This window comes from Micromonospora sp. TSRI0369 (assembly GCF_001905625.1).
Taxonomy (GTDB): domain Bacteria; phylum Actinomycetota; class Actinomycetes; order Mycobacteriales; family Micromonosporaceae; genus Micromonospora; species Micromonospora echinospora_A.
This window is the reverse complement of the sequence record NZ_LIVU01000001.1, coordinates 773,981-786,447: the sequence shown is the minus strand read 5'-3', so window position 1 is coordinate 786,447 and position 12,467 is coordinate 773,981. Positions and strand designations below refer to the sequence as shown.

At 70.6% G+C, this 12,467-nt stretch carries 16 protein-coding genes and 1 tRNA gene; 6 read left to right on the top strand and 11 right to left on the bottom strand.

What is annotated here, in order from left to right:
- Positions 1-10: 10 nt before the first annotated feature.
- Complete coding sequence (locus tag AMK25_RS03865) at positions 11-238, bottom strand: hypothetical protein (protein ID WP_073826590.1); 228 nt, start codon at positions 236-238, stop codon at positions 11-13.
- Complete coding sequence (locus AMK25_RS33165; RefSeq protein WP_225980604.1) at positions 235-414, bottom strand: hypothetical protein; 180 nt, start codon at positions 412-414, stop codon at positions 235-237. Before AMK25_RS33165 ends, AMK25_RS03865 begins: the two co-directional genes overlap by 4 nt.
- 662 nt (positions 415-1,076) lie before the next feature.
- Here AMK25_RS33165 and AMK25_RS03850 point away from each other — a divergent pair.
- Complete coding sequence (locus AMK25_RS03850; RefSeq protein ID WP_073827068.1) at positions 1,077-2,498, top strand: helix-turn-helix domain-containing protein; 1,422 nt, start codon at positions 1,077-1,079, stop codon at positions 2,496-2,498.
- Here the strand turns inward: AMK25_RS03850 and AMK25_RS03845 are convergent, their stop codons facing one another.
- From AMK25_RS03845 to AMK25_RS03825, 5 genes are all read right to left on the bottom strand, one after another.
- Positions 2,499-3,065, bottom strand: coding sequence for an NUDIX hydrolase (locus tag AMK25_RS03845; protein WP_073826581.1), 567 nt, complete (start codon positions 3,063-3,065; stop codon positions 2,499-2,501).
- 184 nt (positions 3,066-3,249) lie between these two features.
- On the bottom strand, positions 3,250-3,486 hold the full coding sequence (locus AMK25_RS03840) for a type II toxin-antitoxin system Phd/YefM family antitoxin (protein ID WP_043330739.1): 237 nt from the start codon (positions 3,484-3,486) through the stop codon (positions 3,250-3,252).
- A 364-nt stretch (positions 3,487-3,850) separates the two neighbouring features.
- The gene (locus AMK25_RS03835; RefSeq protein ID WP_073826579.1) at positions 3,851-4,240 is read right to left on the bottom strand and encodes a hypothetical protein; all 390 of its coding nucleotides are present in this window, start codon (positions 4,238-4,240) and stop codon (positions 3,851-3,853) included.
- Positions 4,241-4,251: 11 nt separating this feature from the next.
- Positions 4,252-5,187 carry a methyltransferase domain-containing protein gene (locus AMK25_RS03830; protein ID WP_073826576.1) on the bottom strand — a complete coding sequence of 312 codons (936 nt, stop codon included), beginning with the start codon at positions 5,185-5,187 and terminating at the stop codon, positions 4,252-4,254.
- On the bottom strand, positions 5,187-5,480 hold the full coding sequence (locus AMK25_RS03825; protein WP_073826573.1) for a hypothetical protein: 294 nt from the start codon (positions 5,478-5,480) through the stop codon (positions 5,187-5,189). Before AMK25_RS03825 ends, AMK25_RS03830 begins: the two co-directional genes overlap by 1 nt.
- Before the next feature lie 55 nt (positions 5,481-5,535).
- Between AMK25_RS03825 and AMK25_RS03820 the strand changes: the two genes are divergently transcribed.
- The 3 genes from AMK25_RS03820 to AMK25_RS03810 all read left to right on the top strand — a co-directional run bounded on the left by AMK25_RS03820 (position 5,536) and on the right by AMK25_RS03810 (position 7,154).
- Positions 5,536-6,180 carry a TetR/AcrR family transcriptional regulator gene (locus AMK25_RS03820; RefSeq protein ID WP_073827067.1) on the top strand — a complete coding sequence of 215 codons (645 nt, stop codon included), beginning with the start codon at positions 5,536-5,538 and terminating at the stop codon, positions 6,178-6,180.
- A gap of 288 nt (positions 6,181-6,468) precedes the next feature.
- Positions 6,469-6,747 (top strand): type II toxin-antitoxin system Phd/YefM family antitoxin, encoded by a 279-nt coding sequence (locus AMK25_RS03815; protein ID WP_073826570.1) that lies wholly within the window; start codon positions 6,469-6,471, stop codon positions 6,745-6,747.
- Positions 6,744-7,154: a type II toxin-antitoxin system VapC family toxin gene (locus AMK25_RS03810; RefSeq protein ID WP_073826567.1), complete on the top strand. Its 411-nt coding sequence runs from the start codon at positions 6,744-6,746 to the stop codon at positions 7,152-7,154. The genes AMK25_RS03815 and AMK25_RS03810 overlap by 4 nt, the downstream gene beginning before the upstream one ends.
- Positions 7,155-7,253: 99 nt before the next feature.
- On the opposite strand, the gene AMK25_RS03805 is transcribed toward AMK25_RS03810, so the two are convergent.
- Positions 7,254-7,325: transfer RNA gene (locus AMK25_RS03805), tRNA-Lys, on the bottom strand.
- Positions 7,326-7,461: 136 nt separating this feature from the next.
- Between AMK25_RS03805 and AMK25_RS03800 the strand changes: the two genes are divergently transcribed.
- Together AMK25_RS03800 and AMK25_RS03795 are read left to right on the top strand one after the other, a co-directional pair.
- The gene (locus AMK25_RS03800; protein WP_073826565.1) at positions 7,462-7,755 is read left to right on the top strand and encodes a hypothetical protein; all 294 of its coding nucleotides are present in this window, start codon (positions 7,462-7,464) and stop codon (positions 7,753-7,755) included.
- Between the two features lie 37 nt (positions 7,756-7,792).
- Positions 7,793-8,875, top strand: coding sequence for an NAD-dependent epimerase/dehydratase family protein (locus AMK25_RS03795; protein ID WP_073826563.1), 1,083 nt, complete (start codon positions 7,793-7,795; stop codon positions 8,873-8,875).
- 284 nt (positions 8,876-9,159) lie between these two features.
- Here the strand turns inward: AMK25_RS03795 and AMK25_RS03790 are convergent, their stop codons facing one another.
- The 3 genes from AMK25_RS03790 to AMK25_RS03780 all read right to left on the bottom strand — a co-directional run bounded on the left by AMK25_RS03790 (position 9,160) and on the right by AMK25_RS03780 (position 12,433).
- Positions 9,160-10,305, bottom strand: coding sequence for a hypothetical protein (locus AMK25_RS03790; protein WP_073827066.1), 1,146 nt, complete (start codon positions 10,303-10,305; stop codon positions 9,160-9,162).
- Positions 10,306-10,444: 139 nt separating this feature from the next.
- Positions 10,445-11,194, bottom strand: a complete 750-nt coding sequence (locus tag AMK25_RS03785; protein WP_073826561.1) for a ZIP family metal transporter — start codon at positions 11,192-11,194, stop codon at positions 10,445-10,447.
- Between the two features lie 39 nt (positions 11,195-11,233).
- Positions 11,234-12,433 carry a GNAT family N-acetyltransferase gene (locus AMK25_RS03780; RefSeq protein WP_073826559.1) on the bottom strand — a complete coding sequence of 400 codons (1,200 nt, stop codon included), beginning with the start codon at positions 12,431-12,433 and terminating at the stop codon, positions 11,234-11,236.
- Positions 12,434-12,467 lie beyond the last annotated feature (34 nt).

Below are 12,467 nucleotides of genomic sequence, written 5' to 3'. Positions count from 1 at the left end.
CCGGCCGGGCCTAGTCGGCCTGTCTCGTCCAGCCGAGAAAGCGGCGGTGCAACACCCCGGCCGGCGTCCACGGCATGTCCTCGGTGGCTTGGGCCAGGTAGGCGCCGAGGTAGAGGGGGAGCGACACGGGAGCGCGGTCATACTCCGCGCGCAGCTCGCGTTTCCGTGTCGGGCAGGGCCAGGGCAGGTCGCAACCTCCGCAGCTCCAAACCGGCATGACCGGGCCGTGGGTGGTCACCGCACACCCTTCAGGAAACGGGTGGTGATCGTCCGTGCCTGTCGGCTGGTCGCCCATTCCACCTGCCAGCAGGGGTACGGCGACAGCCGCGACCACCAGGCGCGGCAGCCGGTGCACATGCCGTCGAACCCTCGGACATGCACAGCCAGGATTGCCTGCTCCTGGTCGCCTTCCACTACGCGTCCTCTCCCGGCCAGTGGCCACGATTGACAGGGATTCGGTGCCGGGCGCGGCAGGGCAGATCCGCTCCGCAGCGGCAGATCCGCCGCCACTTCCGCCAGCACCAGACAGGGCGGTGCCTCCGAGCAAGAGTCAGGGCCGTCGCGACCAGGTAGTCCTCGTACGAGACGTGTCGTCTGCTCGGAGTCGTCCGGGCCGCCCTTCGGCTCATCGCTGCTCTGCCGCGTCCTGCGCCGGCTCACGGTTGCCTTCCGGTCGTCCTAGCTGCGCTGCCAGGTCGAGTAAGCGCTGTCGCGCTGCCGCGCGCTCGGCGTCCTGGTACCGCTGCCCTGTTCCGGACGGTGGTGCCGGATCGGGTTGCCGGAACAGCCATCGCACCAACGGACACAGGCGACCCCGGATAGTCACGAGCCCGTCCTGTCATGCAGGGTCGGGAAGGCGAGCCTGACCGGCGCCTCAGGGCCGTAGACGAACATCCCGCCCGACGGGTCGTCGACGTCGAAGTCCATGCCGGAGACGGTCCCGCCGAGTGGGGTGCGGTGACCATGTCGACTGGTCATGTCACGGTGCCATGAGCGGACTCGACCCTGCCCGTACACCGACCGTAGGCTCCTGACCGACCACCATGGGTAGTCGTCTGATGACGCTGGGAGCCGTTGTGCTGCTGGAAAACCTCCGGATACCCGACGACCTCTGGTCGCGCGAGGAAATGCACAAGGCTCTGGCGGCCCGCGACATCGGTGCGGTGTTCCGGCTGCTCGCTCGACACACCGGCGCGAGCCAAACTCGCATCGGCGCGGCTGTCGGCCTGGAGCAGGGCTACATCAGCCGGATCATCGCCGGCCGACGGGTGACCTCGATCGACGTGCTGGAGCGGATCGCCGACGACTGCGGCATGCCCGACGAAGCTCGGATGACGCTGGGGCTCGCGCCCTACCAGCGGTCATATCGCCCGGCCATGTCGGATAACTCCCTCGGTCGGCACAGTGACGTGCCGGGCAACCGGTCCTGGCGCGAGGACGTCCAGGCCGCCGCGCAGCTATGGGAAGGCGATGTGAACCGTCGAGACATGCTTCGCCAGACAGTGTTCAACTCCACCGCGTACACCCTGCCCGCCCTACGCTGGTTCACCGCCACCACGGCGCAGTCCGTCGAGCAGGAGGGCCGCCGAACAGTCGGTCAACCCGACATCGACACGATCCGGCAGATGACCGCCACTTATCGGCGACTCGACAACCAGTACGGCGGCGGGCATGCCCGCGACAACGTCACCCGCTTCCTGCACCACGAGGTGGCGCCCCTGGTGACCGAGTGCCGGTACGACCCGGCGACCGGCCGCAGACTGCTCGCCGCTGCTGCCGAACTGACCCAGCTCGCCGGGTGGCAGGCGTACGACATGGCCGAACACGGCCTCGCCCAGCGGTACCTCACGCATGCCCTGGACCTCGCCCGAACGGCCGCCGACGCCGGCCTTGGTGCCGAGATCCTCGCCGCGATGAGCCATCAAGCCACCTACCTCGGGCACGCCGCCACCGGCGTCGACCTCGCCCGCGCCGCCCGGCAGACAGCACAACGCGCCGGCCTCACCGCGCTGACTGCCGAAGCGCTGGTCATGGAAGCCCATGCCCACGCTGTCGCCCTCCACGAACGCGACTGCGCGACCGCGCTTCACCAAGCGGAGCGAGCCCTCGACCGCGCGGACCGCAGCAGCGATCCTCAGTGGCTCGGCTACTTCGACGAGGCGTACCTGTCGGCCAAGTTCGGCCACTGCTTCCACGCGCTCGGTCAACACCGCCGAGCCGAACGCTTCGCCGCTCGATCACTCAAGATGGACGAGCGCTACGTACGCGGCAAAGCGTTCAACCTCGCCCTGCTGGCCAGCGTCCACGCTCGCCACGGCGAGCCGGAACGTGCCAGTGCCGTCGGCGCGGAGGCGCTCACCCTGACCACCCAACTGCGGTCGGCTCGTGCCATCCGTTACGTGCGCGATCTGCAGACCGGTCTGGCACCCCACCGCCGCAAGCCGGCAGTACGGCAGTTCATCACCCGGGTCGATGCGGCGCTCGGCCAGCGGCGCTGACTACAGCTCACCCCGCGCCTGGCGCGCCATCAGCTCCAACACGGCGATCACCGTGCCGGCACCAACGATCTCACCCTCGGACACGAGTTGCCGCGTCTCCTCCAGCGGAACCCAGGCCACCCGCTCGGTCTCGTTGACGTCCACCGGAGCGCCGGTGTACTCCGCATTCCGGGCAAGGAACAGCAAGTTCTCCGCGTCTGCGGTCGCCACCCAAGGCTGAAACGACACCAAGGGCTCCACGGCGCCCGGGCGCCAGCCGGTTTCCTCCTCGACCTCGCGGATCGCGCAGGTCGCCGGATCCTCGCCCTCATCGACGTAGCCGCCAGGCAGCTCCCACACCCACCTGTCGAACACGAACCGGTGCCGCCGCATCAGCAACAGGCGCTCTTGGCCGTCGAGCACGGCAACCATGGCCGACCTGGGCGCCCGGATCACGTACTGCTCGAAGCGCACCCCGTCCGGAAGCTCCACGTCCGCGATGCTCAACCGGGAGCGTCGGCTGCCGTCGACAAGTCGCTCACCGTGAATGGTCCAGCGTGTCGACCTGCTAGCCAGTTCCTCCGTCACACGGCCAGTATCCGACCAGCGGTACCGGGCCGCCGGCCCGCGGCGTCCGCGACTCGGCTCGACCCCGGAGGACCCGGGGGACGGTATGTGGTGGCCGGCAGGGCTTCGAAGCTTGCATCACGTCCGCGATGACGTCGTTGATGAGCTTGACCAGCTTTCCATCGGTGTGGCTGAGGTACTGGTTCTAGTCAGCCGCATCGCCCTTCTCGAGCTCTTCCATTGAACGGCGCAGCGCGGCGGCGTTGGCCGGGCTGCGAAAGAGGTACTCGGTTTCCTTCATCGCCTCGTACTCGGCAAGCGGGACGATGACCACCGGCTCGTGGCCCGAGCGGGTTACCACCACTTCCTCGGCGTCGTTGATGACGCTGTCGAGTTCAGCGGCCAGGTTCTGCCTTAGCTGGGTGAAGTTGACGGTCCGCATGACCACCTCCAGAGCAAGTGGCCCGCGTCTCGTCCTAGTCGAACCGCTGAGCCAAGACCGCGCCCACACGATGGGGCCGTTGAGCTGCAAGAGAGTGGGCCGGAGGCATCACCATGCGAACCGCAACGCCACCATCGCTGGCTGTAGCGGGCCTTGAGCGCCGGGTCGAGGGAGACTCATCGACCCGGCTCGCGACAGCGTGACGACTCAACGAGGCGTCCGGGCAGCCAGCGCTCGCCCCCTGCCGGCCACTCTCGGCACCCCAGCCGGTCTCCGCGCGGGCGGTGGCGTCTTCGATCGCGGCGCCGCCCGACGGCGGTTCCGGCGACCGGACGCCCGATCGGGCGCGGCCCGATCCCAGCGGCTACAGCCGTTCGAAGCTCTCCATACCGGCGAGTTCGAGCACCTTGGTCCGGGTCGCCGGACATTCCTGCCGGGTCTGGTCGTCGATTTGACGGCCAGTCGGCACGGCACCCTGCTTCTCGTACCACGAGTAGAGGTTCACGGTGAGGTTGGCCATCGTGCCCGTCTCGGACCCGATCCCCTTCAGCGTCGGCAGTTGTCCGTCGAGGTAGGCACACACCTCCTTCGCCGACACCGGCGCCGAGCCGCCGGCCGGAATGGATCCGACGGTGCTGGACGCGGCGTCGGCTGCTGCGGGGGTGCCTGGCGCAGCGGCCCCGGAGGGCTCGGGCGCGCCCGCGTCGGCACACGCCGTCAGGGCGATCACCACACAGAGGATCGGCGCGAGCATTCGGATCGTTCTCATCGGTTCTCGTCCTGACGTGGTTGTCGGTGGTGGGTGACCGGCGGACAGCCCGCGGCGGATGGCTTGTCAGCCCTGGCGGCGACAGCAGTGAGGAGCCACAGGCCGGCGGGCAGTCGGTAGCCGACGCCAGGTTCACGAAACCGTTCGAGTAGCCGGACCGCCCCCGCTCGGGCCGAAGCCTGCCCAGCCGGCGGCGCAGCCCGGTACGCCGCACCGGCGGCGCCGATCTCGATAAGCCATTCGGCCACCGCATCGGCATCGTCCGGAGCGTCCATAGTGATGTCACGCGGTGTGATCGTGACGGCGGTGAAGCCGGCGACGCTGAGGACCCGGGCGAGCCGCGCCGGGTCGGCGAAGGAGAACGGACCGGGCTCGTCACCCACCGGTAGCGGTGGTAGCGGCCCGAGGTGCGGTGCCGCGCCGAGCATCGCCGCGAACAACCACGGGTTGACGCTGCCGTCGCGGAAGACGGTCGCGGCGAGGCGCCCTCCCGGGCGCAGTGATCGTCGGATCGCGGTGCAGCCGGCAACAGGATCCGCCAACAGCATCAGGGTCATTCGCGAGTACGCCGCGTCGAACGGTGCCCCCGAGACCACATCGAGGGTCTCGATGTCGGCCGTGCGGAACCGGACACTCGGGTACCGGTCCGGAGGGAACCGTTGCCGAGCGGCGGCCACCATCGCCTCGGCGATGTCGATACCGATCGCCGCGCCGGTCTCGCCGACCGCCGCGGCGATCTCGGCCGTGGTACCACCGCAGCCGCAGCCCACATCAAGGATCCGTTCGGCCGGCCGCGCGGCCAATCGATCCATGGCCGGTGCGCCCAGCGGTCGACCGACCTCGTCCTGCCGATCGGCGTGCCGGATCCAGCCGGCTGCCGCCCCCGTCCAGAAAGCGGCGCTGCGGGCCTGCAGGGTGACGGTGTCGGCCATCAGAACGGCATCTCGGTGCCGTCGACGCTCATCGATCGAAAACTGGCCGCCTTGGTTGGATCGAAGCCGTCCTCCTGCGCCGCCAGGCCGGCGGCCCGGACCAGCCGTTCCGACTGGAACCGGCGGAACGCGTCTTCGTCCTGCCAGATGTTGATGATCCGCCAGCCGACCTCGGTCGGGCCGGCGACATGCGCGACGAGTCCCGGCGGTCGGTCCGGCCCGAGGTGTCGCTCCACCTGCCGGTACTCCGCCTCGCTGACACCGGGCATCTCCTGCAACACACCGAACGGCATGGCCGCCTCTTTCAGTAGAGTTAACATCTATCCAATAGAGCACTACACTCGCGGTGTGGTTGTCAAGAGGCGTTATGACTCGTCCCGACGTAAGGAACAGTCCCGACAGACCCGACAGGCGATCCTCGAAGCGGCCAGCCGGCTGTTCGTCGACCCCGGATACGCGGCCACGCCGTTGACCGCTGTCGCCGCGAAGGCCGGCGTCGCGGTCCAGACGGTGTATGCGCTGTTCGGCAGCAAGCGGCAACTACTCTCCGATTTGGTTGACGTCACCCTGGCCGGCGACGATGAACCGGTAGCCCTGCCGGACCGACCCTTCGTCGCCGAGATCCGCGCGCTCGCCCACCCCCGCGCTAAGCTCGCCCGCTACGCCCGCCATCTGGTGGAGGTCAACGCCCGGCAGGCCCAGGTGATGCTCGCGTTGGCCGGCGCGGCCACGGCCGACCCAGACGCCGCCGAGGTCTGGCGCAAGAACATCGAAGAGCGCCGCCGCGGCATGGCCATGTTCGCCGCAGAACTCGTCGGCACGGGAGCACTCCGCCCCGACCTGGACGTCGAGCAGGTGGCCGACATCCTCTGGTTGGCCCAGGATGTCCGCAACTTCGACTGGCTCGTCCGACAACGCGGATGGCCGCTGGAGGAGTACCAGCGGTGGTACGTGGACACCGTCGGCGGCGCCACCATCGCCGGCGGCGAATAGCGGACCGGCTCCGGCTCACGGACCTCTGGCCGCACCTGGTGGTTCCGGCCGCCCTGTCGAACTGCCGGCCGGTCGGCATGGCCTTGACCGCGTCGACACAACGCAGGCTTCGGTCGACATCGATGGTGCCCGAGGCGGACCTTGGTCGAGTTGGCTCTGCGGCCTGCGGGGACTACCGATGGTCTCCTGATCGGCAGCCAGGTGCCGTCGGTTCCGGCCGGCGAAGAGACAGCCCTGGTCACGCCAGTGGCTGGAGATGTAGGACGTCTGGTTCTACACTCTGTTTGCATGGAGCGTATCGGTGTCCGGGAGCTGAACCAGAACACCAGCCAGGTGTTGGCGCGAGTGAGCGGCGGCGAGACCGTTGAGATCACCGATCGCGGACGACCTATCGCCCGACTTGTTCCGGTAGGTGACGACAGGTCGACGCTGGCCAAGTTGGTAGCTGCGGGGCGGGCCGTCGCCCCGACCGGCGGCGGTCCTGTTCCACTTCCGCCGAAGCTCGGTGACGAGAGGGTGGATGTGGCCGCCTCGCTCGCTGCGATGCGTGACGAGGAACGCTGGTGATCTATCTCGATTCAGCTGCCGTCGTCAAGCTGGTTCGGCAGGAGGTGTGCAGCGTCGATCTTGTCTCCTGGCTCAACGATCACGACGACGTACCGCTGGTTTCCTCCGCGCTCGTCGAGGTGGAAGTACCCAGAGCGCTGCGCCGATCAGCTCCGCAAGCTTTGATCGGAGTGCCGGCTGCCGTCGGACGGCTGTTCCGACTGGAGATCGACAGCACGATCCGCGCGACCGCAGCCGCGTTCGCCGAGCCGACGCTCCGCAGCCTCGACGCCATCCACCTGGCCACTGCCCAGGTGCTGACCAACGAGTCCGGTACGGCGCTCACCGCCTTCGTCACCTACGACCGGCGGCTGCTCGAATGCGCCAAGGAAGTCGGACTACCCGTAGCAAGTCCCGGCCAGAGCTGACCACGAATCCGCCACCGGCCAAGATCAGAACTGAGTTATGCCCTGGTTGTGCCCGATGATCTTTGGCCGACGTTCTAGCAGCTCAGGTGCGCTGTTGAGTGGGCCGCCAGGGACTCGAACCCTGAACCTATGGATTAAAAGTCCACAGCTCTGCCATTGAGCTAGCGGCCCGTCCGCTCAGATTACCGGAACCCACCCGCCCTAAGCTCGCGGCTTCCACCGCCTGTCGATCTTCAGACCCGCACGGGCGACGCGCCAGGCGCGAGGCGTGAACCTCCCCGCCCAGGGAACCGGGGCAACCAAGCGAGTGACCAGCACCGCCGCCGTCGCGGCGTCCCGCGAGGTTCCGGGCGCCGTCGGCGTACGCCGGCCCGGGGGTGAGGTGCACGCCTGGCTGCCGGGCCAGAACCAGACGCTGTGCGGGTTGCCGCTGAGCCGTACCCGCCTGCGCCGCTTCCCGCACGTGCCGTTCGACTACTCCGGCACCGACGTGCTCACCGAGGCCGATCCGGAGGGCTGGGTCTGCCCGCGCTGCCTGGCCGCCACGTCGGGTCGCCGCGATCGGGAGAAGGGCTGGGTGCGCACGAACCCCCGTCCGTGAGCGGTTGCTGCCCGGTTCAGCGGGTACCGCACCGGACATGCGCATCGTGATCGTGGGAGCGACCGGCAACGTGGGGACGGCCGTGCTGCGCCGGCTACGGCGGGAGACGGGAGCGGAACTGGTAGGCGTCGCGCGGCGGCTGCCCGGGCCGGACGCCGGTGAGCCGTACGCGGACGTGGAGTGGCACTCCTGCGACATCGGCGCGCCCGGTGCGGCCGACCAGCTCGTGCGGATCTTCGCCGGGGCGCGGGCGGTGGTGCACCTGGCCTGGCAGATCCAGCCCAGCCACGACCGCCGCACGCTCTACCGGACCAACGTCGGCGGCAGCCGCGCGGTGATCGAGGCCGCCGTCCGGGTCGGCGTTCCGGCCCTGGTGTACGCCTCGTCGGTCGGCACCTACGCGCCCGGCCCGAAGAACCATCCGGTCAGCGAGAACTGGCCGGCGACCGGGGTGGAGTCGTCGTCGTACAGCCGGGACAAGGCGGAGGTGGAGGCGCTGCTCGACGGTGTGCAGCGGGAGCACCCGAAGCTCCGGGTGGTACGCCTGCGGCCAGGGCTGATCTTCCAGCGGGAGGCCGGTACGGAGATCAGCCGCTACTTCCTCGGCCCGCTGGCGCCGGTGCGCCTTCTCCGGTACGGCCGCGTTCCGCTGGTGCCGTCGAACAAGCGGCTGCGGATGCAGGCGGTGCACGCCGACGACGTGGCCGACGCGTACGCCCGGGCGGTTCTGGGGGACGCGAGCGGCGCCTTCAACGTGGCGGCCGACCCGGTGCTGACGCCGGAGCTGGTGGCCCGGCACTTCCACGGTTGGACGGTGCCGGTGGCGACGCCGGTGTTGCGCGCGGCGGCGGCGCTGACCTGGCGGGCGCGGCTGCAACCGGTCGACACCGGCTGGGTCGACCTGGCGCTGAACGTGCCGCTGATGTCCAGCCACCGCGCCGAGACCGAACTGGGCTGGACCCCGGCGATCGACTCGGTGACCGCCCTGAAGGACCTGTTCACCGGCATGGCCACGAGAGCCGGCACGGACTCCCCGCCGCTGTCCCCGGACCCGACCCTCCCCGGCCGCCCGGCAGCCCTGACACGAGGCCACCTCCCCGGCCACCCCAACCCCTACTGACCGCGCCCCCACTCCGGCCCGCTCCGGTTCACCGCCCCCCGCCTGATGACCAAGGAGTTTGTGTCACCCGAGGAGATCCACTAGGACACAAACTCCTTGATCACCGGGTGAGGGCGTGCGCGAGCCGGAGAAGGCGCCAACGGATCGGGCATGAGCCCGGTGATCATGAGGTTGGCGGGGCGACACGCCGATATCGAGACCGTCAACTTCATGATCGACGGGACGAGGGTGAGGCGGGTGGGGCAGCGCAGGGCGCGGGCCGGGCGGGGGAAGAGCTGGGACGGTCAGGAGATGCGGGCGCCCAGGAAGAAGATGCCGGGGTGGCCCTTCGTCTCGAAGCCTCTGCTCGGGTTGCGGCGCAGCGTTGAACTGTCGATCTGCAGCGTGCCGGTGCGGTTGTTGCTGACGAAGAAGATCGCGCCGCCGCCCTCGTTCGCGCTGTTGTCCTCGATCACCGTGCCGGCGATCCGCACCGCGAACTCGTTGCCGTCGCAGTAGATCGCGCCGCCACTACCGCCGCCGGGAGTGCCGCCCCGGGCCGGGTTCGCGCCGGCGCCGACTGCCCGGTTGTCCCGGAAGACGCTGTTCAGCACCGTCCAGGAGACGCCGATGCTGCTCAACGCCCCGCCGTTGGCGCACACACCGCCGGTGAAGGTGCTGCTCACCACGTACACCGGTTTGTTCTCGAACTGGCTGAGCACGCGCAGCGCCGCGCCGCCCAGGTCGGGGCCGGTACGGTCGCAGCGGTTGCCGACGAACCGCGAGTTGACCACCTTGAACCGCCCGCCCCGGACGAAGACCGCGCCGCCCCCGCCGCCCTCGGTCCGCTCGCCGGTCGAGTCGCCGTCGGCGAACGTCAGGTTCTGCACGGTGAGCTGCGGATGGTCCTGGTTCTGGCAGTGCGAGGTGGTGAAGCCCTGCGCCTGGTCGCACGTGTTCATGTAGAGGATGCGGCGCTTGCCGCCGCCGCTGAGCGTGACAGTGCCACCGCCGTCCAGCACGATGCGCGGGCCGTGCGAGTTCACCACCTTGGCGGTGGCCTTCATGGTGATGGTCACCGGCGCGGGCCCGCAGTCGAAGGTGATGACGCCGCCGGCCGCGACGGCCTTGACCACCGCCTCGGAGGTGCAGCTCGCCGGGGTGCCGCTGCCGACGGTACGGGTCGGGCGCGAGGTGTCCACTGCACGCGCCTCGGCCGGCACGCTCGCCCGGCCGGCGGGGTTGCCGGCGCGGAACGCCACGGTGGCGGGGGTGGGGCTCGGCCGGGCGCTGCCCAGCCCGGCCCGCCCGCTCGGCATGGGCGAGGGGTCAGCTGCCGGACTGGCCGACGAGCCGGCGTCGGCGGCGGGCGCGGGGGCCGGATCGCCGCCGCAGGCGGGCAGCGTCGCCGTCGCCAGGGCGAGGACGAGCAGAGTGACAGCCGACTTCACGCGCACCGCCCGATGCTAGGAGGACCGGCCGCCAGGGCACGACTCCACAGCCGATCCTTAACCCGCCGCTAAGCCGCCGCCGCAGCCGCAGCCTGCGGCCGCGCGGCGGCAGGCAGCGCCGCGGCGGCGAGCGCGGCGGTCAGGCGTGCGACAGCGCGAACGCGACCAGGAAGCCGAGCACTGTGATCAGCCCGACCAGCAGGTGCGCGTCCGCGAACGCCTCCGGGACCATGGTGTCGGTGATCATCGCGAGGATCGCGCCCGCGGCGAGCGCGGTGATCGTCGCCAGCACCTCGGGCGGCGCGCCGCCGAGCAGCGTGTACCCGGCCAGCGACGCCGCGCCGGAGATCAGCGCGATGGCCGTCCACAGCCCGAACACGTAGCGCCGGGTGCGCCCGGCCTGCCGCATCCCGGCCGCGCTGGAGAGCCCTTCCGGCACGTTGCTGAGGAAGACCGCGATAACGGTGACCAGGCTGACCGGGCCGCCCGCCAGCAGGCTCGCGCCGATCACCACCGATTCGGGTACGCCGTCGAGCAGCGCGCCGACCGCTATCGCCGTACCCGAGCCGGGCTGTTCCCGCTCGGAGGGCTGCTCGTCGCCGGAGCGCTTGCGGTGCCGCGCGCCGTGCCGGGCCAGCAGCACGTTCGCCCCGGTGTACGCGAGCGCGCCGGCCGCCGCGCCGATCACCACCGGTCGCAGGCCGCCCTGCTCGTGCGCCTCGCCGATCAGCTCGAACGAGACGGCGGAGAGCAGCACGCCCGCCCCGAACGCCATCACCGAGGCGGTCACCGGGCGCGGTACGCGCGCGAAGAACCCGACGGCCGCCCCGATCAGCAGGGCCGACCCGGCGAGCAGGCCCCAGAATCCCGCTTCCAGCCATTCCGGCACGCGCTGGACCCTACCCCCGCGCGCGTGCCGCCAACCGGGTCAGAAGTCGGCGAACAGGTGCGGCAGCTCGCGCGGGAAGAGGCGGCGCAGCTCACCTGCTGCGTCCACCGGGACGTCACCCAGGCCGCGTACGACCACCTCGGCCGGGTCGAGCACGCCGTACGCCAGGGCGGACAGCCCGGCGGCGGTGAGCCGCGCGGTCGGCACGCTGCCCCCGGCGGTGGTCTGCGCGGGCAGCACCGCCAGTTTGCCGGTGGTGCCGTCGAGCAGGTGCCTCCCGGCGAGCCAGCGGTCGCCGACCAGCTCGATCAGCACCCGGCCGAGGCCGACCGGCTGGTCGGCGAGCGCGTCCAGGCTGAGCAGCCGGGCCATCGGCGCGGTCGGGTCGGGCCGGGCCACCCGCGCCTCCACCTGTACGTCGAGGTCGGTGAGCCACAGCTCGGGCAGCTCGTCGGGGGGAATCTGGACGCTGATCCGGGCGACCTGGTCGACGTGCCGGGCGAAGAACTGGAGCACCGACGTCCGCGCGTGCGGGTCGTCGACGAGCAGGTCGTCGGCGTGCAGCGTGCCGGCGTGGTCGTCGATGCGGTAGGTGACAGCGCCGACCGTCTCGCCGCCGCGCACCACGCTGACCAGCCAGCGGTCGTCCCGGTCGCGCAGCCCGACCGCCCGGAAGTCCGGGAAGACCGCGAAGCCGTGCCGTTCGCGCAGGCAGCGTTCCGTGTACGCGCGCCACCGCGCGTACCCCGCGCCGATCCGCTCCCAGACCAGCTCGTCGGGCAGTTCGGCCCGCAGCAGCGGTGCCAGGTCCGCCGGGTTGAAGACAGCGGTACGCCGCCGGGGCAGCCCGATGTAGCCGAAGCGCTCGTAGAACGAGGCACGGAACGGGTGCAGCGCGCTGAGCTGCTGCCCCTCGTCCCGCATGCCGTCGAGGAGCTGCTGCATCAGCGTGCGGACGTGCCCGCGCCGGCGGGCCAGCGGATGGGTGGCCACACCTGCGACGCCGGCCATCGGCAGCACCGCGCCGCGCAGGTTCTGCCGCATCGGGATCGCCGAGACCGCCGCCGCGGTGACCCCGTCCTCCTCGGCCACCAGCGTCGTGTTCCCGGCGTTGTACGGCAGGTAGGCGCGGAACTGGTCGGTCCGGGAGGCAACCATCGGCGAGGCCTCGAACGCGTACGCCTGGAGCGGGAAGCTGGTGGTCAGTCGTTCATCGGCGGCCAGCCGGCGGATGTGCATCCATTCATCCCAACCGCACCGGGCGCGGTCCGCA

Bases quoted from the DNA above. Each gene is read 5' to 3' on its own strand.
- AMK25_RS03840 (WP_043330739.1), bottom strand. From the start codon at position 3,486: ATGCGGACCGTCAACTTCACCCAGCTAAGGCAGAACCTGGCCGCTGAA.
- AMK25_RS03835 (WP_073826579.1), bottom strand. From the start codon at position 4,240: ATGCTCGCGCCGATCCTCTGTGTGGTGATCGCCCTGACGGCGTGTGCC.
- AMK25_RS03830 (WP_073826576.1), bottom strand. From the start codon at position 5,187: ATGGCCGACACCGTCACCCTGCAGGCCCGCAGCGCCGCTTTCTGGACG.
- AMK25_RS03825 (WP_073826573.1), bottom strand. From the start codon at position 5,480: ATGCCGTTCGGTGTGTTGCAGGAGATGCCCGGTGTCAGCGAGGCGGAG.
- AMK25_RS03815 (WP_073826570.1), top strand. From the start codon at position 6,469: ATGGAGCGTATCGGTGTCCGGGAGCTGAACCAGAACACCAGCCAGGTG.
- AMK25_RS03795 (WP_073826563.1), top strand. From the start codon at position 7,793: ATGCGCATCGTGATCGTGGGAGCGACCGGCAACGTGGGGACGGCCGTG.
- AMK25_RS03780 (WP_073826559.1), bottom strand. From the start codon at position 12,433: ATGCACATCCGCCGGCTGGCCGCCGATGAACGACTGACCACCAGCTTC.